Source organism: Serratia sp. CoH_122_TC_1, assembly GCF_058191755.1.
The window spans coordinates 1-22,778 of record NZ_JBXWLA010000024.1; the positions used below are offsets into that span (position 1 = coordinate 1).

The 22,778-nt window shown below is 49.7% G+C and carries 23 protein-coding genes and 1 pseudogene; 12 read left to right on the top strand and 12 right to left on the bottom strand.

From position 1 onward, the window contains the following. The 12 genes from AC2FC2_RS24110 to AC2FC2_RS24165 all read right to left on the bottom strand — a co-directional run. Positions 1 to 2,120, bottom strand: a 2,120-nt coding sequence (locus tag AC2FC2_RS24110; RefSeq protein ID WP_490660013.1) for a prophage tail fiber N-terminal domain-containing protein, incomplete at its 3' end; no start/stop codon positions are given. 39 nt (positions 2,121 to 2,159) lie between these two features. Further along, positions 2,160 to 5,507 (bottom strand): TipJ family phage tail tip protein, encoded by a 3,348-nt coding sequence (locus AC2FC2_RS24115; protein WP_490660014.1) that lies wholly within the window; start codon positions 5,505 to 5,507, stop codon positions 2,160 to 2,162. Positions 5,508 to 5,567: 60 nt separating this feature from the next. Then, positions 5,568 to 6,185 (bottom strand): tail assembly protein, encoded by a 618-nt coding sequence (locus AC2FC2_RS24120; RefSeq protein ID WP_490660015.1) that lies wholly within the window; start codon positions 6,183 to 6,185, stop codon positions 5,568 to 5,570. Positions 6,186 to 6,222: 37 nt separating this feature from the next. Continuing rightward, positions 6,223 to 6,810, bottom strand: a complete 588-nt coding sequence (locus tag AC2FC2_RS24125) for a hypothetical protein (protein ID WP_490660016.1) — start codon at positions 6,808 to 6,810, stop codon at positions 6,223 to 6,225. A gap of 43 nt (positions 6,811 to 6,853) precedes the next feature. After that, the gene (locus tag AC2FC2_RS24130; RefSeq protein WP_490660017.1) at positions 6,854 to 7,555 is read right to left on the bottom strand and encodes a C40 family peptidase; all 702 of its coding nucleotides are present in this window, start codon (positions 7,553 to 7,555) and stop codon (positions 6,854 to 6,856) included. Between the two features lie 2 nt (positions 7,556 to 7,557). Continuing rightward, positions 7,558 to 8,307: a phage minor tail protein L gene (locus AC2FC2_RS24135; protein WP_490660018.1), complete on the bottom strand. Its 750-nt coding sequence runs from the start codon at positions 8,305 to 8,307 to the stop codon at positions 7,558 to 7,560. Between the two features lie 8 nt (positions 8,308 to 8,315). After that, positions 8,316 to 8,669: a phage tail protein gene (locus AC2FC2_RS24140; RefSeq protein ID WP_261162349.1), complete on the bottom strand. Its 354-nt coding sequence runs from the start codon at positions 8,667 to 8,669 to the stop codon at positions 8,316 to 8,318. Further along, positions 8,666 to 12,067, bottom strand: a complete 3,402-nt coding sequence (locus tag AC2FC2_RS24145) for a tape measure protein (RefSeq protein ID WP_490660019.1) — start codon at positions 12,065 to 12,067, stop codon at positions 8,666 to 8,668. Before AC2FC2_RS24145 ends, AC2FC2_RS24140 begins: the two co-directional genes overlap by 4 nt. A 32-nt stretch (positions 12,068 to 12,099) precedes the next feature. After that, positions 12,100 to 12,390, bottom strand: a complete 291-nt coding sequence (locus tag AC2FC2_RS24150; protein WP_116690144.1) for a phage tail assembly protein T — start codon at positions 12,388 to 12,390, stop codon at positions 12,100 to 12,102. Beyond that, complete coding sequence (locus AC2FC2_RS24155; RefSeq protein ID WP_116690143.1) at positions 12,387 to 12,809, bottom strand: phage tail assembly chaperone; 423 nt, start codon at positions 12,807 to 12,809, stop codon at positions 12,387 to 12,389. The genes AC2FC2_RS24150 and AC2FC2_RS24155 overlap by 4 nt, the downstream gene beginning before the upstream one ends. A 17-nt stretch (positions 12,810 to 12,826) precedes the next feature. After that, on the bottom strand, positions 12,827 to 13,546 hold the full coding sequence (locus AC2FC2_RS24160) for a phage tail tube protein (protein ID WP_490660020.1): 720 nt from the start codon (positions 13,544 to 13,546) through the stop codon (positions 12,827 to 12,829). Positions 13,547 to 13,898: 352 nt separating this feature from the next. Then, the gene (locus tag AC2FC2_RS24165) at positions 13,899 to 14,447 is read right to left on the bottom strand and encodes a hypothetical protein (RefSeq protein ID WP_490660021.1); all 549 of its coding nucleotides are present in this window, start codon (positions 14,445 to 14,447) and stop codon (positions 13,899 to 13,901) included. A gap of 180 nt (positions 14,448 to 14,627) precedes the next feature. Here AC2FC2_RS24165 and AC2FC2_RS24170 point away from each other — a divergent pair, with 180 nt between their 5' ends. The 12 genes and pseudogenes from AC2FC2_RS24170 to AC2FC2_RS24225 all read left to right on the top strand — a co-directional run bounded on the left by AC2FC2_RS24170 (position 14,628) and on the right by AC2FC2_RS24225 (position 22,706). Next, on the top strand, positions 14,628 to 14,873 hold the full coding sequence (locus tag AC2FC2_RS24170) for a helix-turn-helix domain-containing protein (protein WP_174575234.1): 246 nt from the start codon (positions 14,628 to 14,630) through the stop codon (positions 14,871 to 14,873). 2 nt (positions 14,874 to 14,875) lie between these two features. Next, positions 14,876 to 16,915 (top strand): transposase, encoded by a 2,040-nt coding sequence (locus AC2FC2_RS24175; RefSeq protein ID WP_490660022.1) that lies wholly within the window; start codon positions 14,876 to 14,878, stop codon positions 16,913 to 16,915. 40 nt (positions 16,916 to 16,955) lie between these two features. After that, on the top strand, positions 16,956 to 17,849 hold the full coding sequence (locus AC2FC2_RS24180) for an AAA family ATPase (RefSeq protein ID WP_060423623.1): 894 nt from the start codon (positions 16,956 to 16,958) through the stop codon (positions 17,847 to 17,849). A 9-nt stretch (positions 17,850 to 17,858) separates the two neighbouring features. Further along, a complete protein-coding gene (locus AC2FC2_RS24185) occupies positions 17,859 to 18,116 on the top strand; it encodes a hypothetical protein (protein ID WP_490660023.1) in 258 nt (85 codons plus the stop codon). Between the two features lie 179 nt (positions 18,117 to 18,295). Beyond that, complete coding sequence (locus AC2FC2_RS24190; RefSeq protein ID WP_060423620.1) at positions 18,296 to 18,934, top strand: DUF3164 family protein; 639 nt, start codon at positions 18,296 to 18,298, stop codon at positions 18,932 to 18,934. A gap of 652 nt (positions 18,935 to 19,586) precedes the next feature. Next, positions 19,587 to 19,739, top strand: a pseudogene (locus AC2FC2_RS24195) (ead/Ea22-like family protein); the annotation flags it as partial. A 41-nt stretch (positions 19,740 to 19,780) separates the two neighbouring features. Further along, positions 19,781 to 20,005: a hypothetical protein gene (locus AC2FC2_RS24200; RefSeq protein WP_060423615.1), complete on the top strand. Its 225-nt coding sequence runs from the start codon at positions 19,781 to 19,783 to the stop codon at positions 20,003 to 20,005. Beyond that, positions 20,002 to 20,541, top strand: coding sequence for a hypothetical protein (locus AC2FC2_RS24205; protein WP_060423612.1), 540 nt, complete (start codon positions 20,002 to 20,004; stop codon positions 20,539 to 20,541). The genes AC2FC2_RS24200 and AC2FC2_RS24205 overlap by 4 nt, the downstream gene beginning before the upstream one ends. A 179-nt stretch (positions 20,542 to 20,720) precedes the next feature. After that, entirely contained in the window at positions 20,721 to 21,323 is a 603-nt protein-coding gene (locus AC2FC2_RS24210) for a hypothetical protein (RefSeq protein WP_060423784.1), read from the top strand. An 80-nt stretch (positions 21,324 to 21,403) separates the two neighbouring features. Continuing rightward, positions 21,404 to 21,829 (top strand): gp16 family protein, encoded by a 426-nt coding sequence (locus tag AC2FC2_RS24215; RefSeq protein ID WP_060423609.1) that lies wholly within the window; start codon positions 21,404 to 21,406, stop codon positions 21,827 to 21,829. Positions 21,830 to 21,831: 2 nt separating this feature from the next. Beyond that, complete coding sequence (locus tag AC2FC2_RS24220) at positions 21,832 to 22,266, top strand: Mor transcription activator family protein (protein ID WP_060423606.1); 435 nt, start codon at positions 21,832 to 21,834, stop codon at positions 22,264 to 22,266. 11 nt (positions 22,267 to 22,277) lie between these two features. After that, positions 22,278 to 22,706 carry a hypothetical protein gene (locus AC2FC2_RS24225; protein ID WP_490660024.1) on the top strand — a complete coding sequence of 143 codons (429 nt, stop codon included), beginning with the start codon at positions 22,278 to 22,280 and terminating at the stop codon, positions 22,704 to 22,706. Positions 22,707 to 22,778 lie beyond the last annotated feature (72 nt).

A 22,778-nucleotide genomic window follows, 5' to 3' on the forward strand; every position in this document is an offset into this window, starting at 1 on the left:
GCCGTTTTGTATTTGTCATCGGCAACAAACGTTTTATCGCCGGTCTGGAAACGTATATCGAAACCATACAGCTTGCCTACCGGAATTTCTTTCGTTGCGATACACATGCCATAACACTGAACCTGACCGCTTTTAAATATCCGATAGCGCACGCGGAGTTTCAGCACCCCGGCTTCAAGTCCATATTTCTCTGAGTTGTAAACAATCACTTCTACCTCAGAGAATACCGGGCCGGTACTGATTTGCCTGACGATCGGTTTGTAGGAAAATCGTGTTAAATCCTCGACGCCAGAAACAAGCCCCCTGAACACAGCAAAATGACTCATGCCATGAACTACGCCATTTTTGTCAACGATAGCCCCCAGCAGGAAGTTGCTGTTATCACGGAACTGGAACGTGTTGCCACCGACAGTCATGTCATAACCATCGCTCACTGCGACCAGTTTCGGATAAATGCCGTGTGTTTGTGGCGTGCTATGGGCATTGAGTTGCACATAGAGCTGCTTCCCTGCCGCGATGTCAGCGTTGAAAAACACCGAGCCTGACTTCAACGAGCTATCAGCGTGCTTACCAATATCCAACTGTTTGCGCAGATTGGTATGGTATTCACCTGCAAACTGGCAATCAATGTTGTTTCCTTGCTCATCGTGCAAAACCAGACACGATGAGGATGGCACTTCCCCCTCTTCGAACGTACACTTCAATTCAACGGGATACTGCGAGAAATTAAGCCCAGTGTTGTTGGTTACATCAGCAACTTTTCTGATGTATTTATCTTCTGGCACGAACTTTAATTTATTGCGTTGACGGATAGTTGCCGCTACCCCCACATCCCCTACGACATCAATAGAATACTCCCCTGCAGGGATAATGATATCGAACTGATTCTCACGTAACGTATATGAACCATACTGGCCAGAATATGCCATCAGCAATGCGTCGTCTGTCTTATCAGCAATGAAGGAGAGGACGCCAGCCTGATCTGGCTGATAGCCCTCACTGACAATTTCAGACAAGACAACAAAAAATTGAACAATATTTTTAGTGGCATGCGCTGAAACGCACGACACCGTCTCTGATGTCAATTTTCCTGCAAATGACGGCTTAAATGTTCCTGATGTGTCTACTACACGATATCGATTATTTTCATCGACCAGGTTATAGTTAACAGGAAGAATATAGCGTACACGTGCGTAGCGATCTGTCAGTTCAGAAAACTCATTTAATGACAGATTCTGATAATAGAAAGGCTGATAGTTAGATGAAATAACACCATTGGCATATTGTGTATGATTTGGCAGATACCAGCGCTTCATCAAGGTAGAGGATGAAACCTGAGAAAACTGAATTGTACTCAGGAATGCATCATGTGTGTTTAAGTCAGTGATACGGATCAGTGATGTATCACCGAGATTAATATTGCCAATATCGTTGAAATCAATTGACGAAACAACGTCAGTATATAGCTCACTATGCAAGTAGTTATTGTTACGCGAGTAGTCATGGAAACTTGTTTGCAATTCAGTGACTGAATTAGCTCCAGCACTTGCGCTAATTTCCACCGCAACCCCATTGACGTTCATGTAGGTTTTTAAACCTTTACCTGGGCCTTGTCCAACACGGAATGATTTGCCGTTCGGCGTTCCGGCTAACCCTGCAATCGTACCGTCTGGATCCTCGGGTGTAATGTAGTAAGTGTTAGCGTCAGCTATGTTCTGTGCATTTTCTGCTGATACTTTGGCGCGCATTGCGGCATCAGAGGCAACCTCTGCATACGCAGCTGCCGCTGCACGCATTTCATCTACCATAGCCACTATTGCAGGCGACAGTTCATCCTGCCCTGGACTGTTCAAAAAAGCATTAAGCGTCCCCGGTTTTGAGTCGCTATATACCGTTATTTGCCCGACCTTTTCGAACGGACGCCCATAAGCCTCAATCATTACGTTATGCGTGCCGACTTCTACCGACAGCGAATAACTACCATCTGCACTGGTTGTTGAGCTTGATGGTGCGAGCTGAACTACTGCCGATGACGTTTTGACCGCTGTCAGCATAATGGTTACACCGGGGCGAGGGTCGCCATTTGGCCCAATGAGTTTACCGCTGATTAAAACAGCCATATTTTCTCCAGTAAAAAACCCGCCGAAGCGGGTTGCTTGTTAATCATGAAATCGGTTGTTCCCTTTTCGGAAAACCATAACAGTCATCGAACTATCATTACCCCAGAATTGCCCTGAAGCGGCCCCGGTTATTCCAAACTCCATATCAACCGTTCCATTCGCTGGAACAGTAACAACTATAGAGCTGTCAAACCTATTTCCCGAAGAAGCAGAACCTCGGTAATAATCCTCCCCATTCACTTTTATATATACTTCGCCACTCCCACCTGGTTTGGTTCCTGTATATAAAGATGGGTTAGGTACTATTAAAATCGATTCATACGGAAGACCACCGGTAAAATATCTATGCTTAGAGTCATTAACTCCATTGTTGGTAATTCGACCCCAGGCTCCAACGGAGACAACATCCCCAACGATATTCTCAGCATAAACAGTGCCTTTAACTACGCAGTTTTCATTGATAGTGACATTATCAAGAGTCCCTTGTTTAGCGTAAATACTCCCCCTTACTGTTGTATCCTGAAATTCTGACGAGCCATCTTTTCGAATAATCCATCCCATCATACCGGAAATGTAATTATTGGAACTTATGTACTCTCCAATTTTCGCATTCGTAATGGAGGCTTCCTTGATGAGGGCTGAGTTAATGAAAACTTGATTATTCTCGATAGCGAACGGCACGGACACCTCAGAGCCCTGCCCGTCGGCGGTGTTCAATACGGCGAATCGATCTGCAAGAATCAGAACCTGTGACTGCATCCCTTCGGGGGTGTTTTCAACGCCCACGCCGATCCCAGCGGTATACAGTTTGCCATCAACAGTCTGGCCAACTTTGACCGACCACATGTCCTTCAGCTTGCCGGCGTCCTCGACCGGCCCCAGTAGCTCCTGCCCCAGCTCCGTTTCGGTGATCTTCCCTTTCAGGTAGTCCAGCACCTCGCTGGCGTCATCGCTGGACGTTCCCTGCGTCCACCCCGTCCACGGCCCCGTATTTCCCAGCTTATCCACCAGACGTGCCTGGAACCAGAAATTCACACCTGCCGCCAGCCCCGTCATCGTGTGGCTGCGCTGCGGGTAGGCATAATCCCCCAGATGCATTTTATTGCTGCCGTCCGAGTTCTGGCTGTACCAGACTTCAGTCCTCTGCGTATCTTCTGCACCGAGAGGAAACTCCCAATTCAAGACGATGCCGAACACCTGGCCGATAGTTGTAAAGCTGACCAGCGCCGGCGGATCACCCAACTTACCGGTTAACACCATTTCGGGCGCGTTCGCCCAGACGCTGGAAATTTCAGAAGGGTTAATCGCACGCACACGGGCCTGATAGCGGCCAGCATAAATTCCCGAAACCTCAAAGCCGAGTGTTGACGTACGCGGTGCTGGTATCCAGTTGCCATTGTCCCTGCGCCACTCCGCCTCGTAGGCAATCGCGCTTTCAGCCCGATCCCATGTAACACGCAGTGTGGCCACGGCCAGCCCTTGAATAATGGCTGACGACTCACCGATCTGTACATTGGTCGGTGGCGGCTGCACACCAGGCGGAATAACGCTGATCGGCGGGTCTTCAATTCGTGCGCCAGTATCAATTTTGGGGTACTTATTCGGGTCATGTTCGACTGCGGTAATATCGAAAGAAACCCCGTCATCGCCTTCTTTAATTCCGGTAACGCGGAACTGCTGTAGCGCGAGGTCTGACGCGTCAACCGCCCACACAGCCTCGGCAACCGGTGTTTCAGAATACGCCGTTGTTACCGTAACGGTTTTACCCGCTACCGCCGCAATGGTTCGGCCTTCCGCTTTTCCGCTCGGCAGGTTCAGAACCAATCGCTCACCGACAACAGCAGAGGAAACGCGATCAAGATTGATATTGCGGCCATCTACAGAACTGATGCGGCCACCGAGCGGTCGCCCTGCCAGCATTTCATCCGCGATTGCAATAATCCACCCCGGCAGCGGTACCTTGCCATCAAGGCCAACAGTGAACGATACCAGGCGATCTTTATCGTTGGTGTGGAGCAGCCATTTTCCCCGGCGAATCCCTTCTGACTTTCGTATGCATCCGATCGCCGTCAGGTCAGCTTGCTTGATGCCATAGCGACGAATCAGCGACTGCTCTGCAACTGGCTCTATCGCATCCTGATAACCGTTTGCCGGGTCGCTCCAGCTCACCATGCAGGTGCTGTAATGCGTTTTTTCGCTGGCGCTGGCATAGGTGAATTTGCCATCTTTAACGTTGGCACGAGTGAAGATGTATTTAACATCTGCGGGCATGTCAGCCAGGGCATTCATGCCGTTATTTGCCCAAAAGGTAGAGCCGCGATAAATGGACGCTATGTCACGTAATACATTCCAAGCATCCTCTTGTGACTGGATATAAATGTCACAAAGAAAACGTGGTTCTTTCCCGTCACCACCCCGGCCATCAGGCACTAATTGATCGCAGTACTGCCCGATCTGATACAAGTCCCATTTTGTCAGCGCGAGGTTTTCCGCCTTAACCCGAGTGCCGATGGAGAACCGGTCATTTATCATTAGGTCGTAGGTTATCCAGGCGGGGTTATTCGTCCACGCTGTTTTAAATGTCCCGTCCCACACCCCGGTATATTCCCGTGTCTCAGGGTTATAATTCGATGGCACGCGGATAATTCTGCCTTTTGGCTCACAGGAAACTTGTGGGATATTAGGAAACTGCTTTGCATCGAACTGGATAAATAACAGCGCTGTTTCTGGATAGCGCAGTTTGGCATCTATCGTCTCTGTAATTGCCTCAATAACCATCTTATCGGCTATACGATTACTGGTGCTGTTCGGCGTCAAACGACGAGCGCGAACCTGCCAGCCAGTTAAAGCCGGGGGTAAATCGATACGGTGACTGCGTTCATATTTTGTTGTTGTTTTGCCATCAACAGCAGTGCGCAGAGCTTCTTGATAAGCGCCGCCATCGGTGGCAACGTCGATCGCATATTCAATACGATACCCCACAACGTCCCCATTATCCTGCTGTTGTTGTAATTGCGCCCAAGAATCCCTTAAACGCACAGCAGAAAGTTGGGTATTGGTCACCGAACGAACCCAGTCGCGCTCACTCGTCAACTCGGTACTGACCGTGATTTCATTTTCAACATCAGGCATTCCGGGGATGTAATCCTGATGTGGTGTACCTGAGCGGAACTCCCATTTCACGCCGGGGAAATTTTCAGTGCCATCTGCTGACGTCAGCGGAGTGCCATCGAGAAAAATTCGGGTACCATCAAGTTCGCCAGCAAACTCTCCCTCACCCAGCGCCAAAAGTATTTTTGCGTAAGATGTGGACTGCAAAGAATCGGGTGATTCTGTCGGAGTGCTTGGGCTGCTGCTGCCACCTTTACGGCCTTCAATAACGTGCATTCTTTTCTCCAGGCGTAAAAAAACCCGCCGGAGCGGGTTCTGTAAATCAGCGTATTTTAATTACTGCTGGTCTTCTGCGTAGATGCCAGCGGAGATAATGGCACCACCTATGCGGCGCTGGCCGTAGAGGATCGGAACCGGATTACCCTGCGCAATGCTATTTACCGGGCCGCCGAATGCGTATGACGGTTTATTGTCCGGATCTTGGCGTGATGCTAGTCCGCCCTGCATCGGTGATAGCATTTGGATAACCCCGCCAAGCATCATAGCGCCACCCATCTGCATCATATAGCTACCCCACGCCGCACCACCTAGCGCTTGCCCCCAGGGGGTAAATGCACCAATAGCGCCGATTACAACCATTACGGCCCCGAGAATAGTTTGGAACATACCTGCTTTTTTACTACCAATAACAACAGGGGCTATACGGATATCAGCCCCATTAGAAGGGAAGGATAAATCATCCTTTGAGATGTTACGCTTTCCCTCGAAAACAGCGAATGTGAGTCCGCGAACTTTGCTCTCTAAAAGAAATTTTTGCAAATCTGGAAAATTCACACATAGAGCTTTAATGGCCTCTTGAGGGCTATCTACAGCAAAGCGATGAACACGCCCAAATTTCTCACCAAGCACTCCATAAAGACGTATGGTTTTTATTTCTGGAATTAACGTTGGCATAAATCCTCGCACAAATAACAGCTCAAGAGAGCTTTACTTATTTTAACCCACAAGAACGCAGAACTTCAGCATATGAATCCACATAGTTTTTCATACTAAAATTCAAGTCCTCATAACCTTTACTATACTCCTGATATCTTACCGAAAGATTATCACCGACATTAACCTTCTCTAAAAACCCACCACGGACAATAAACGCACTACCACTCGGTGTTCTTGATATCATTACCTTGCTTGTAAATGGCTTTTTACTATCAAGTCTAAACATTACTGAATCACCAGTAACTATCCTGTCAACAGCCAAAATGGAAACAATAGGTTCTTTATATTTAGAGTTGCATGAAACACTCAAAATATTATCCATTCCTTCTTTGGATTGTATAGATGCTGTTGTATCCACATAATCAGTCATTGCATCCTTTTCCTTTTTCACAGTCCACCTTTCATCGTTCTGTGAATTTTCTCTATCTACATTTAATGATAAAGAATCTAGTTCCTTTCTGTAATCATGGTCAATTCCATAATTAGAAGGGATTAATCCATTATTTTTCACTCTGCCATCATATTGTGCCGATTGGCAACCAATAAGAATCAACGACACACTTATTAAAGCTAATTTTTTCATTGAGATATCCTTCTGTTGAATATCACAACATCATAGCAGCAGATCAGCTTTTGTAACGCAATACGGTGATCGTCCGTTCTTGCCAGTAACCGCCATAGGGCACCCGGTTACTGAGCTGGCCATACATGTGATGCACCATTACCCCCTCACCCAGGTAAACCCCGGCATGATTCGGCTCCGGTGCCTGAATTTGCATAACGATTACGTCGCCGGTCTGTAACTCACCCACCGCCGGCACGAAACCCGCCTCCACGTAGAGCTTCATATAGAGGTTTTCGCCACGATCCCACCAGCCATCCTCACGCGGGTAATTTGGCAGGGTGATTTCTCGCTCGAGCTGATACCAATCGCGGATGATGGCGTAGCAGTCCCAGAACCCATGCACGAACGGGCGGCCCAGCAATGGCTTAATGCCCTGCGTAGGCATAACCTCCCGGATATCACCTTCAGGCCAGCTGGCGATAATCCACGGCAGTTGTGACAAGTCACATTGTGCGATATCGAGTTGGCTGGGCTGGGTGGTAGCGTCGGGGTGACTGTGAACAATCGCAATGATTGTGCCGGCATCTTCAGCGGCGGCGTAATCCTCTGGTGCCAGGCTAAACTGTTCAGTGGGCTCCGGTGCCAAATTTCGGCAAGGAACGTAACGCTGCCGGCGTCCGTTTTGCACCACCAGCCCACAACACTCGCGCGGATACTCCGCCGCCGCATGCGCCAGAACGGCGCTGATTATCTGTTTACGCATTATCACCTCTTCATCAATGCGGAGCCGGGGAAACCACCAAACGGCAATTGCTCTGTTGCCCCCCAGCGTTTTTTGCAATCACTGAGTAGCCCGCCGCAGTCGTCTTTTGACGGATCGTCAACCGGGTTGCCGTCCTGATCAAAATAGTTTGTGCCGGTATAGCCGCATGATGGGCCTCTGTACTGCCCACGAATACACCAGGTACATAGGCTATGTATTTGACGTGATGGGATCTGCATACCCTGCAGGTCTGCCGGCGAGGACAACTGAAATTGAATCACCTCGTCGTCTTCGCTGGTTTTGTTTTCGATGTAGTAAACATCCAGCTTTTCTTTAGTGGGATCAGCTTCTGGGTTGCCGTCCGGGTAATTTCGCGCATCCAGATATTGGGCAAAGGTAAAGTGCCTAGTGACTCTGGCCTGAGCCATGTTTTGATATGCCAGGCACATGGCTGAGATTGTTCCGTCGAGGTTCGCCACGCTCAACGTGGGTGTGGGTGCGCTGCCATCGCTGGTGACTTCAAAACCTGTCGCCTCAACCGGCCACGGCTTGTACTCCTGCCCCTGCCACCAGATGGATTTAGCCGGCAACGCCTTCGGGTCACTGCCGGCAGCAACTAACTCTTCTTCCGTATAAGGGATCGGATAGTTATGAAAAAACAGCTCTGGCCCGTCGAACATGCTGCCGTCAACGTGGAACAGATACACCCGTTTCCCCGGCGCAAGTAGCTGCAGGTCTGCGTCAATGCTCATGGATAATCCTATGGTCGATTTGCTGTTTCAAACGTTGCGGCGATCTGGTACATCGGTTCGCCGCGTGAGTTTTTCCCCATCGCAGTAACCTGATGCCCGTTGCAGGTGTACAGCCCCAACTCGAAGAGCGGGTTTCGCCATTTGAAAGCCCGAAAGCCTTCATGCCGTTTCAGGAAACTGCGGATACCGACGATGTATTGCCAGTTGCCGACGAACGTCAGCGGCCAGCTCTGGTGCTCGCCGTTAATACCGTCGCCGGACTGCTGTTTGTACCCATCGCCGAATTGCACCTCGCGCACCCGCTGGGTGATATCCCCGGTAGGGTTTACCCTGGGGCTATAGACAAATTCTTCCAGCGTCATCGTCTACCCCCTAATCGTTGAGTCAGGACACCGTTTTGCCCCAAGTCCTTATCCCGCAATGCGCGGTAACGCTGATCGACAAACTGGCCGATCTCGCTGCCAAACTGCTCCCATCCCGGCGTGGTGGTCTGCGATGTTTGTCCGTTGCTGTCGATGCTGATGTATACCTGCGGTGCACCACCACCACCTCCACCAGCCCCACCTTGCGATATGGCGCGAACACCCAGTGAACCATCGGCTGCGCGTGTCAATGGCATGATCGCCTCTGGCCCCGCTTCCCCCATCAGCCCCGCCCCCTTGGCAAACGCAAACGTTGTGGGACTGCTAACGACCTGGCCGCTGAACTGACTCAGATCGCTGGAGGCCACAACACCGCCCTTTGCATACGCCATATAGCTTGTGCTCATCCCCATTGCGCCGGTGCTCCCCGCAGCCGCTGAAGCCCCACCGGCGGCACCGCCTGCAAATCCACCGAAAATGCCGGTAATGGTCTGCATAATGGTGCTGGTAATCAGTGCCTGTGCCGCCATATCCACCAGATTGTTGATAATGGATTGCGTCAACGTGGAGAACAGATTGAGCATGCCCTCTTTGAAGGTCTGCGTTCCGGTTAGCATGCCGGTCAGCATGTTGGTAACGCGCTCCTGCGAGCTCTGGAATAGATCCACGGCCAGCTTTTGCATGTCGCCCTGGGAGGAGTAAAGGGCCATAGCAGCCTGGTACCGCTGTTCGTTGGTTTCATTTTCAGAAGCCAGGATCAGCTGGTTTTTGCGCTGCTCCGAAATAACGCCGGCAGTAGCGTAGGTTTCTATCAGGGCTTGCCGCTTAGCCAGTTGGTTTTCAATGTTCTGCAGGGGGTCAACGTTACCGGCCAGCTCCTGATTGCCTGTCACCGCATTGCGTTGATTTGCCTCTGCTATCGCATTGAGGTAGGTGGTATTGATTTCCTGCTTGCGCCGCGCCAGTTCCTCAGCGCTCTTAATTTCATTGCCAGCAATCTGGCGCTGTAGTTGGGCCTCTGATTCTTTTCGGGTTTGTGATGCCTGCCGGTAAGGGTCGGAGGAGATCGCCGCGTTGTGGTCATCCCAGCGCTGCTTTGCCTCCGTTAACGTTTTGTTGAGTCGCTCCAGTTCGGCACGCTGCGTACCCGTCCATTTGCTGCCGGTTTCCATCGACGCAGAAAATAGAGACGCGGCTACATCCCCCTCTTTCAGCCTCACCCGTTCAACCTGAATTTCTTTGTTCAGGTTGGCGATTTTCTGCTGATAGTCACCCGTAATGGTTGCTGTCTTTTTTGCCTCACTGCCAGCCGCCGCAGTCGAGCTTTTCAGCTTGTCCTGATTCGTCCACGCGGCAACGGTGTCATCGATGTACTGTTTCCGCGCTTTCTGGTTCTCAGGGCTATTGGTCAATCCTTTATCGTCAGCCGTGAACTCAGCCTGCTTGCGAACACGCGTCGAACCGGTAAGCGTGGATAGCTCGCGCTCCCGAGAAGCTTGCTGAAGAAGCTGTTCTTGAGGTGAGGTTAAGGGGTTTTGAGGAATAGCCATCGGGGCACGTAACAGTGCATTACGCTCACGAAGAACAACGTTCCCCGCCATCAGAACGGAGTTAAAGCGAGAACCTTCCGCCGTCATTAACGGCAGTGATGAGGTAACGTTTTTTATCTCAACATAGTTTTCACGCAGCCCGGTGGTTTGCTGGGTGATCATCATATTGATTTGATTCTGGGTAGAGCTAAAGCGATCGCGGGCTTGTTGAAGATTAGATTGCGCGATCGTCTGCTCATCCTGAGCGGCGGTCAATTCCCGCTGCTTACGCACAAACTCATCAGTGCCCGGTGTCAGTTTGGCAAGCTGCGCCTGGTATCGCTCTACCTGGACGGTTACTCCCTGATAGGCAATAACCAGCTCCTGCAGGGGCTCTTTCTGCACTTCAAGTGACTGGCGAAGTTGCGCCTGATTGAGCGCCAATTGGGCCTGCGTCATATTCCTGATTTGAGAGGAAAGCGTCCCCATCTGATCAGCCAATGCAATCGCCGCCTGCCGTGACTGTTCTGTTTTTTCATACAAGAAATACAGCGCTGTACCGGCAAGCATTGCCGCGCCGGCAGGCCCACCGATTAACCCCAGCGCCTTGCTTGCCAGACCACCGGCAATATTAAGCCGACTTTGTGCTGTTGCCAGGGTTTCCGTCGCAGCCGCTTCTGCGCGTGTCAGTGATGCCAGCGCTGCCGAGTTAGCCGACAACTGAGTACGGATGGCCAGTCGTGTTTTTTCCGTCTGGGCAAGCTCTAACTGTGCAACAAGTGATTTTTGTACTGCCAGCGTCATCTCTCGCTCAGTCGATATTTGAGCTAAGGACGCGGCGGCACCCAGGCGTTGTGCTGCTGCCAGTGCTAACTGGTTCCGTGTCGCTGAAATTGTCGCAGCTGTAGAACTGGCAATACTGGTCGCCAACCCGCCGAAATATCGCGCTGCGCCAACAGCGACCAGCGCACCCAAAACAGCAGCTACGTTGTCGATATTTCCAGCCAGGCTATCCAGTGATCCGGAAAGCGTTGCTGTCACACCGCTGGTCTCGTTAATGCTGCCTACCCATTGCTGGAAGGCGTTTTCAACTTTTGTGATGGAACCACTGACCGTGCTCGGCATCGCGGCAAATTCGCTTTGCAAGGTGCCAAGTTGGCTGAGCAGAGCGGGTACCACTTTATCGATAGACAGCAACCCCTGATCGGCCATCGCTTTCAAATCTTTACGGGCGACGCCCATACCCGCCGCTAATGCGCGGATCACACGGTCACCGTTTTCGTTAACCGAGTTGAATTCCTCGCCACGCAATACACCCTGTGCCAACGCCTGGCTAAATTGCGTAATAACCGAGCTGGCTTCTTGTGTACCCGCGCCCGAGAGTTTCAGCCCTGTAGATATTGCCTCTGTTACTTTCAGCACATCATCAGATGCAAAACCAAACTCACGCATTGAAGCCGCAGAACGAGCGAACAGGCTGGCATTGTCACCAAAAGCGGTACCGGTACGCTGGCTGATCGCCATGAGGGATTGCTGACTTTTGGAAAAATCTTCGGACGATTGCGACGCCTGCTTCAGGCGGGCGTTTACCTGGTTCCATTGGTCGGCCAGGTTAATCAGATGGCCAGTTGCAAAAGCACCGGCGAATGCGCCCGCCATGCCCAAAGCCGTTTGCCGAACAGTTGCCAGTTGCCCGTTGAGATCGGCCAGCGCACGCTGGCTCTGTCGGGTAGCGTATTCGGCCTTACGGTTCCCCTGTTCCATCGTTTTGTAGTAATCGGCCCCCATGCGTGACGCGCGGGAAATTTCAGTCTGAAACGAGCTGGAATTCGCCGAAATTTTGATAATTAGTTCGCGCAAAGAAGCCATATTTCACCCATAAAAAAACCCGCCTAAGCGGGTTATCCAGCCATTTCATCGAGCCAGGACTCCAAACCGGTCAAACTCTCCTCCGGCCCGTCACCGCTGGCGCCCCACTGAATCACCATGTCGTTGAGATCAACAGGCTGACTTTTCGGGTCACGCTGCGCGTTATAAACGGCCGCAGCTATCTGTGCCGCATGAACATCACCACGCATATCCCCGATCGGGCTGATTCGGTCATAGGCGGCCCACAGACGCAGCTCGCTCATGCTGATTGATTGCTTGAGTTCACCCAGGGTTTTCCCCAGGCGAAGCGCAAGTTTCATCATGAATTGGGTGTCTGGCTCTCGGACTTTTTTTCGGCTTCCTCTGGCGAGGTGGTCAGATCCATAGCCTGTTTAAGCAATCGAGCATGCACCGGGCCATAAAACGCGATCACGTCTTCCAGTTCGTTCAATGCGAAGACAGGTTGCATATCTTCATCAAGCAGCACGTCAATGAACATCACGGCGTCGGCACGGATATTTCGCTGTGTTTCCTCCGAGATGGACAACTTAACGGGCTGTTCACCCTCTTTCGGTTCAGGTGGGGTCATCACTTCCCGCCACCGTCCCCAGCCTTCAGGAGAAGGCTCACGCAATACGACTTTTGCACCTTCCCATTCTTTTACCGGAACGGTTTTGGTTCTGAACCCAGATTGCGGCGCTGAAACCAGCGCCTTGAGGTTAAATTTCTTTTTAACGGACATGTTTTACGGGTCTCCGATTAAGCGGTTACGGTCGCCGCAAACGTTGCGGTAAAGTCGCCGTCGCTGGTTTTAACGGTGATGTTTGCCGCACCAGCAGTAGCACCGCCCGGTGCTGTGACTGTCACGGTTGAACCGCTGGCGGCGGCGGTGGCGCGTGCCGGAACGGATGAGATCAGAGTGAAACCCTTATTCGTGGCATTGGCCGGTGCAATGTTTACGGCAAAGGTCGTGGTACCGCCCACTGCAAGATTGCCGCTGGTCGGCGTGAGCGTCACCCCGGTCACCGGCACGTTATCGGATGCTTTGATACGCTTCGGTTTACCCTTGAGGCGCAGCGTGTACGAGGCCGAAACCACGCCAGATGTCGCTGCAGACCAACTGTTTTGACGCACTTCAGCCAGGTAGACATAACCATTACCGGAAGGAAAAACGACTTTGATTGCGCGTTTTTCGTCAGTTTCGTAGGCAACATGCAGCGATTCCTGCGCCTCTTCATCACCGACCCAGTTACGGTTAATCGTCATCTCACCCGGTGACGGCAGGCCGTTGGTGTTTTCCTGCTCTTCCGAGCACAGCGTGGTTACGTCGATATCCGCTTTCTGCCCGGCGGTATAGGTGATTTCCTTGGTGGCACATTGGCCTTCAAGCCAGATAATGCTTGGATCATCTACCGAAAGGGCTTCTGCCGCCGAGATGGAAATTTTCGTTCCCTGCGTTTTTTCGAACTTACTGGTCATGTGTTTTCTCCAGACATAAAAAAACCGCCCGGAGGCGGCTGGTAGAGGGGGATTAGTTTATTGCCACACCCTGAATTCGAATGAGGCGCGGTAAAGGGCTGTTGCGTGTGGGGGAGTGATCAATTTTACATAGGTGAGGCTGCAAGGAAATTCGGCGCGAGGCCGCATGAGAACTGGCTTAGGAAGGGAATTCTTGATTTTGCATAAGCGGCGCAAAAATGATTGAAACGGTCAAATATTGCGTTTTCTTTTGCACAACTTAGATCATCGAGTAGATCTGATTTGAACAGCTTTTAATACATTTTGATTTGAAGTGAGAACCTTGAGCAATAAATTCTTAAAGCTCAAGGTATTAGCCTTTTGAATTCGCTATATTCACAGTGGGGGTTGTTGTGCTCGGCGCATCCCCTTGCAAAATCTCTCTGACCTTCTCCTCGCTCAAATGTTCGAGCATCAGCGCTGCCTTTTTCTGCTTCTGATTCAGGTTTATCAGATGCAAGTTATCCTCTTCGGTCAGAGCCAACAAGGTCTTAATCCCCTCTCGAATAAGCACATTTCTCAGGGACTCGGTTTCGCTCTCACTAAGAACTGACATCATGTCGCAAATGAACTGGACGTTAGCATTCAGAGGGGTGCCGCTAGTGGTCTCTTTATTTGAGTTAGACGCCCCATATAGAATCCAGTTTGAATCCACACCTTCTGCATCTGCAATCTGCTTAACAACATTTGGTCGCGGCAGCGATTCCCGAGCAGTCAAATAGTTGTTTAGCGTAGCGTACTTGATCCCCCAATCCTCCGCAGCTTGCCTTCTAGAGCGCGTACCTATCAGCTGTAACAGACGATCTTTCATGGTTTCTTTGCTCTCACTTAGAAAAGAAATTTCATCCGAAGAGTTACTCATAACTTACTTTCCCTATAACAGTATGATTTTAAATGATTATTGTTAATTCTTTTTGGATTCAATTTGAAATCAAAAGAAAATTAAATAATTGACATGGTTTCTTTTGGACTCTATTCTTTCATCTGAACGGATAACCCGCAGGGATTATCTGCGCGGATAACTTTTTAGGGTAATCGAATGATGAAAAGAAATGAAGTGGCGTGTGCTGATTGGCACCGTGTCGACATCGTTGCCGCCCTGCATAAGAACGGCACCACAATGCGTGATTTGTCCCGTAAAGCGGGCCTAGCAGCCGATACATTGAAGAATGCATTGACCCGCCCTTACCCAAAAGCGGAGCGGATTATTGCCGCCGCGATTGGCCAGGAGCCTGCAATCATTTGGCCAAGTCGTTATTCCGATCAACAGCAACAGAAGGTGGCGTAGTTATGTTTCTCTGCGTGAATGAGCTGATCGGCTTACCTGGGATGCCTGGGACTGCGCCAGGGGTGAGAGCTGCTTTGAATAAGCGTGCTGGCACTTCACCTGATCTGAAACAAAAACGCGCTGGCACCAAGGCTTTCGAATATCACATTGACTGCTTGCCGACAGAAACTCAGGCAGCAGTACGTGAACAACATTTTAATAGCCTTTTAAAGGTCGATGAAAAGCCCGTTACAGTTGCCCGCCAGGCGTCTATCAGCGCCAATGACCAGTTGCAGATCCTGCGCAGTTGTCCTGCAATTTTGCAAAGGAAAACCGCAGAGTTAACGGCCGAGCAACGTGCCGCCGCTGATGCCCGTTCCCAGATAGTGGATCAAGTGCTTCGTCTGGAGCGCGACGGTTTGTCACGGATTAAGGCCATCAATTTCATTTGTGACCGGTCACGTAAAAAAGAACTGCCTAACCATCTGCAATCTGCTGTTGATATAGCCAATGCCCGTAAAGGCAACCGTGTTGGGATTGGCTCTCGTACCCTCAATGGCTGGGTGGTTGATTATCTGAGAGCTGCTGATGGCGCTGAACGGCTGGCCCTGCTGGCTCCTGGCTATCACCGGCCAAAGCCTGTTGAGTCGATTAACTGGATGCCGCTTTTCATGGCCAACTATCGGACGACGAACGGGGTTTCTATGGCTGAGGCTTATGAGGGCTTTTGCGCTGACTGGAAAACTCAATATGCAGATCAACCGGCCATGCTCGCGGCAGTACCGTCAATTTTTGCCGTGCGCCGCGCAATGGACAAAATGCCGCTGGTTGTGAAACAACGCGGGCGAGTAACCGGTTCGGCTTATCGTGCGTTGCAAACATATGTTAAGCGTGACTGGTCACAGATGCCGGTTAATGGCGTGTGGATCGGTGATGGTCATAGCATGAAAATGAAGGTGGCCCATCCCGATCACGGTAGACCATTCACACCGGAGATTACCCTGGTGATTGATGGCCGCACCCGCTACGTGGTTGGTTGGAGCCTGAGTCTCGCAGAGAACGTGATAGCGGTCGCCGATGCACTGCGCCACGGTATGGAACGGCATGGCATCCCATTACTGTATTACTCGGATAATGGCTCTGGCCAAACGGCAAAACTGTTGGATGCTGATATCACCGGTATTCTCCCCCGCCTTGGGGTCGATCACCCAACTGGTATTCCTGGGAATCCACAGGCTCGCGGCATCATCGAACGTTTGAACAAAGAGATACCGGCAAGAATTGCCAGGAAATTTGCCACATATAACGGCAAATCTGCTGATCGGGAAACCGTCCGTTTAACCAGCGTCGGCATTAACTCTGCGTTCACCGCGCAGGGGAATAATAAAGAGCTCAATGATGTCCAGAAACGCGCCATCAGCAAACTGCCGTCGTGGAATCAGCTGATTGATGAAATCGAACAGGAAATTGACCGCTATAACACCCAGCACCGCCATAGCGAATTGCCGCGTAAAAGCGATGGCCGTCACTATACGGCGGCGGAATACCGGGCCGAGCTGTTGGTTGAAGAACCTATTGAGCGCCTGTCTGAGTTGGAGCTGCGTGACATGTTCCGCCCAAGTGTGGTGCGTGTAGCTCAGCGTGGATGGATAAGCCTCTATAACAATAACTATTTCTCGGAAGAACTGATTTATGTCGATGGCGAAAATGTTCGCGTCGAATTCGATATTCATAATGCTGAAAGCGTCATTATTCGTCGTCTGGATGGTTCTTATGTTTGCACGGCCATATGGAACGGTAACACCCGTGCTGCATTCCCTGTTGAATATATCGAGAAAGTGAAGAAAGACCGCCATAGCCGCCGCATGGCGCTGGTGATGAACAAAGCCGATGAAATCAATGCTGAACTGAATCCACTCCTCACAGCGGAGGCAGCCCCTGATTACAGCGCTTTATTGAGTGGTTTTCAGCCTGTTGGTAATGAACCGGAACCGATGTTCTTTTTTGAATCAGATAAAGAAGAGTATTTGCAGAAGCAATTAAATAAAAAAGCGGCTATTTGACGCCCATCAAAAGCCGCTAATTCATTAACCGGAGAAGATTATGACTATTCAAAACGAACTTGTCGAGTTGATGGAACGTAAAGGCCTGAGCCAAACCCAGGTTGCCCGCGCCATTGGCATGAGTCCAGCTACTATCAGTACCTGGTTACGGGGTAATTATGCCGGTCGTTCTGACGAGGTCGCAGAACTCGTTTCCGCACTCATTGCCCGTATGGCTGAAAAAGATAAACAGCAACGCATTAAAGCGGAGTTTGTCGCGACATCGACCAGTAAAAAAGCGATGGAGCTGATTACCCTGGCCCATGTGGATGGTGAGATCAACGTGCTTTACGGCGAGGCCGGTCTGGGTAAGACAATGACGGTAAAAGCCTATGTGGCAAAGCATCGCGATGCCATCCTCATCGAAGCCGATCCAGGTTATACCGCGCGTGTCGTTCTGGAAGAACTGTCAAACAAGCTGGGGCTGACTGTTCGCGGCAATATGCATGAACTGAGTGAGGCCTGTATCAATAAGTTAATGGACTCCGGGCGGGTGCTGATAATTGATGAGGCGGAAAACCTGCCCTATCGGGCGCTGGAGTCCATTCGCCGTATCCATGATAAAACCGGTATCGGCGTTGTTCTGGTCGGAATGCCGCGCCTTATTATTAACCTTAAAGGTAAACGCGGTGAGTTTGTTCAACTCTATAGCCGTGTGGCTTTTGCTCTCAATATCGGCAATGCATTACCCGCTGGCGATATCGACACCATTGCCGGCAGTTTATTGCCAGAAGATAAACGGGATGAGCTGAGCGACGTGCTTTATCAAGAGTCGAAAGGTAATGCCCGTCGTTTGTTCAAATTGTTGCGCGGTGTTATTCGTACGAGTGCGATCAATGAAATTCCTGTCAATGCCAAAGCGGTGCATCAGTTTGCACAAATGCTGATTAACTAAGGGGAAGCTATGTGCCAGTTACCTATCAACAATCCTAAGCTGATGGCTCCTATTAATTGCCTGATGCGTGCGGGTTTAACAGTGGTTGATTATAACGATAAGTTTCGCATGCCGATCATCAAGGTCAATAAACCGTTGTCATCTTGGATTAATGACTCTTTCGAAATGACTGAATGTAAAAACGGTATTAATCGTACCGTCAACATGTACATCTGGCGGGGTGCCCGCATTGTCTGGGAGAGCAGTAATGGCAAAGGTAATCATTGAAATAACGGGGAAAGGCAGCGGATTTAGAGTCAGATGTAAAACAGATTGCAATGACGATGATAATGCCAGGGTGAAGGCCGTAGCGCATTATCTTTCACGAGGCTTGATTAGTTACGTATTCACAAAACTGAGAAAGTCAATATATAAGCCAGTACGTAGAACAGTAAAGGTGAAATCAAATGTCCACTGAAAACAAGCAATTTACCGAAACCACTGCCCCAGATGGCTATTGGGTCGACGCAAAAGGTGTATTAACCCCCGAGGGTCTGATTAAGGATATCGATAAATCCCGCGATGCCTTGGTGGGTGAAATCATCCTTAAAGCCATTTCGTTAAATAAAGTCATGGCGGAATTTAAACAATCCACTTTTGCAGATATTGCCGCATTCGTTGATTTATCTGCCAATGAATACAACGTCAAACTCGGCGGCAAGAAAGGCAATGTCACGCTTTATACGTTCGATGGCCGCTATAAGATCCAGCGTGCAATGGCTGACCGACTGGCTTTTGATGAGCGCCTGCAAGCGGCAAAGGCATTGATTGATGAATGCCTTACCGACTGGACGGAAGGTGCCAAACCAGAGCTACAGGTGTTGATTAATCGTGCGTTCTCGACAGATAAAGAAGGCGAAGTCAGTACTAGCGCCGTTCTGGCACTGCGGCGGTATGATATTGCCGATACACGCTGGCAGTTGGCGATGAAAGCGATCGGCGAAGCATTGCAGGTCATTGGCAGCAGTGCCTATGTTCGCATCTATGAGCGGATCGGCGACAGTGACCAATACACGCCTATTTCCCTTGATATGTCGGCGGTGTGATATGGGCTCTAACGCCAGGTTATTTAACCAAAAGTACGCTGTTGGCAGTACGTTTATTCATCAGCCTAACCGAGCATTACGCGGTGGCCCGGTAGTAAGAACGGTAGATGTTGCTAGGGATTTAAAATCAGCGACGGTGGTAGAGATCAATGTTGCGCCTTACTTTGTCAATATTGAGTCATTAACGCCGGCAATCTGAATTTAAACGAAAATAATCAACTTTTTAATTATGGCGTAAACCCGCAGGGGCGCGCTTACGCCTAAAACATGAGGTTTGCATAATGGATAAGAAATCAATTTTGGATGCATGTGCAAAAGATATCTGGGTGACCATATTTGTGGGGTGTGCAGTTTTTTGGGTTCTCCTTATCTCTGGCGGTGTTGGTATTTACTTCATTTTTAAGGGGTGAACGAAATGAAACGATATACCCCAGACTGTTCAATGCATATGTCACACGAAATGGCGTTTATGCGTGAAACACCAGACGGTGCATATATCGAATATCAAGACCACCTCGCCGTAAAAACGCAACGGGATAGTTTGGCCGCTCGGGTTACAGAATTGGAGTTGGTGCTTCAAGGGGTGCCGCAGTCAGCTCTTGATGGCGGTTGGAAGGCAAAGGGAATTAGTGAGCATGCATCAAAACTGGAGAAGCAAGTAAAAGAGTTAGAGGCCAGAGAAACACAACTGATTCAGGAACGAGACGAAGCTCAGGATGCCTTGGCAGATATGTATGATGCGGCTACCGGTAATCGTCCCGAATGGAGCAACTGGTTTGGATTTGGAGATGCGATTGACGAGGTCGCGGCAATCGCAGCTGGCTGGCAACGTGGGGAGGTTGAATAATGACTACTTTCCTTTCAGTGGCGGGCTGTCAACACCTCGATGCCGGCGCAAAACGTATTTATCACCTGACCAATAAGGCCACGGTGATCGAATATCCGCGTTTACCTGTACGTTCTCGTTTTCAGTTCTATGACCTGCGCGGCAACAAGGTTCATACCAATGGCGAACGTGTCGTGATGAAACAGGCCGTTGAACGCCACAAAAAGCTTTGGAGGTTCGAATGAATAATCCATTAACGAGTTATTTATATAAACTCGAGGCGCATCAATGGACGATGTATAAGGTAAGAATCAAGCAGTGGCATCCAATCAGAATTGCTCTTTTATTAAGGCTTGGCCCTAAAATTCCTGCGCCAAAATTGGCAATTCTATTGAAATGCCACGTCAGCACGTTAAGACGAAAGGCCGTTAAGTACGGAGTCGAACTTTATCAATGCCACAAAAATTTTGAGGAGTGGGAAATAAAGTTCATGCGGGAAAAAAGACAAGTTATGTCGCAAAGGGAAATCGCTGAGCTTTTGGGGAGAACGGAAGACACCATTCGCACAACTATGCGCCGCCATGGGATGCAACCGGGCCGCCCTTACGGTGAGCGCCACTTATTTTGTCGATATAGGAAGGACGAGGTAGAGCTGGCACGAAAACTATCTGACGTCGGGCTAACGTCAAAAATGATAGCCGAAAAATTAGAACTCAATGACAGAACGGTTCGTAGTTGGGTGAGTTTCGAAAACAGAAAACATTATGAGGGGGCATTGTGAACTCTAAGCTAATGCGCTCTAAATCCGGAGAACAAACGATGAACAATGTGACCCTGAATATTCGCCAGCAATACGCCGCTGCCGCCATGCAAGCATTAGTAATTAGCGGTCTAAATACCGGTGCCTGGTCTGATTACTCCGACCTAGCCAAATCGGCCTACAACATGGCGGATGCCATGATGGATGCCGAGCTATTGACGACTTGCGTCGAGATCAATCTGCGGGAGCCTGCATTCCATTACATCCGCACCCATAGTGGCCGTCAGTTCTGGTATGAAGCTATCAGCCCAAACATGATTGATATTGGCGACATTGCCCAAGCACTTTCCAATATCTGCCGGTTCTGCGGGCATCTGGATGACTTCTACAGCGTCGCGCAGCATTCGGTTCTGGCCAGCCGCCTTGTTCCGCCAGATCTGGCCATGGAGGCGTTGCTGCATGATGCCAGCGAAGCTTACTGCCAGGATATCCCGGCACCGCTCAAAGCGCTGCTGCCGGATTACCGCGACACCGAGGCTTTAGTTGATAGCGCCGTTCGTCGCAAGTTCGGTTTGCCAATTCAGCAAAGTCCTGAAGTCAAACGCGCGGATTTGATCATGCTGGCCACAGAACGCCGCGACCTCGACATTGACGATGGCGATAAATGGGACATTCTCAAGGGGATCGAGCCTACCGATAAATTCACCGTTTGCCCGCTTAATCCACGCCAGGCACGTAGCCTATTCATTACTCGATTTAATGAGTTGTTGCATGATACTCAACCTGCGCCTTTTGTAGATTAGCCACCATTTATCAGTTGCCATTACAGCAGGTACTTTGCGGAGTACCTGCGATAATGTCATTAAAATATCGGAGTGAAGCTATGGCGTTAACACCATCACAACGTGGCCTTATCGGCGCGATTAAAGCTGGCCAGGCATTTCTAGGTTGGGACGATACAACTTACCGTCAGGCACTTGCTCGGCTTTGTAACGGTAAAACCTCGTCAACCAAATGCAGTCTTGAAGAATTGCAGATCGTAAGAGAATATATGCATGCACAAGGCTTTCCTCGGCAGGTCACTAAACATGGGCGTAGGCCGCGAGTTGCCAACTCACGCAAGGCTTCATTGTCAAAAATTGAAGCCTTGCTTGCAGATGCGAAACGTCCGTGGAATTATGCCGAGGAAATGTGCGATCATATGTTCCAGGTTAAACGCATCGAATGGTTAACTACCGACCAATTAAGTAAACTCATGCAAGCGCTTATTATAGATGCCAAAAGGCGTGCGAAACGCGAAGGAAAATAACTATGGAACTTGAGCAGGTTAAGAAATTGCTACCGGAGTCAGTTTTGCAGATAGCTGAACTGATCGGCTACCCCGCAACCCAGCGCCTGCTTGAGCTCTTTGGTGGTACTACTTTCCCCGTAGGTAAAGGGCTGCGTGCTTTAGGTGCCACGCGTGCTTCGATGCTGCGTGAGGCTATCGGTGCTGATAATGCACGACTGTTGGTCAAGCATTTTGGCGGTGAGGTTCTTTACCTCCCCCGGTGCGATAGGGCTCTGCGTGAGCTGCGTAATCGCTCATTTCTGCAAGAATTTACCGAACTCCGCGATAGTGGAGTTTCGTCGTTAATGGTTATGACCAGGCTTTGTCCAAAGTATGGATTTAGTGATCGTTTTGCTTGGGGGCTTTTGGCTGAGAATAAAGCAAACACATCATCACAGCAAGACTCTTTATTTTAAGGATGGATATCATGAAACTAAAATCAATTTCTCTTGGGGTGTTTTTATTTGCTGTGTCATCTTCTGTTATGGCAGTTGATGGTTATAAAGGGGTTAAGTTTGGTTCAAGTGTTAATGAACTGAATGCCGGGAAGTTATGCTCATGGAAAAAATATGAAAAAAACAAAACAGATGGAGTAGAATATTACTCGTGCGAGAACTTCAAGTTTTCAGGTAAGAATACATTAGCAATGGCATTTTTTATTGATAAGAAGTTTGAAAGAATTGCTATATCTATTGATAGTAATCAAATGGCGCTTATCGAAAGTTTAAAGAAAAAGTATGGTGAGCCTTCATCTACCTTCACTGCTGACGAATTTGAAAAAGCCCAGAAGTTTGGGGGTTCCATTAGTGTTAAGTTTGATGCTGATACAGTAATTGTTAATGTAACCCGAAGATAAATGAAAAGAGTATGGAAAGTGACATTTAGGTTTCCACTGAACCCTTTCAACTGAATTCATAGTCCCCCACTC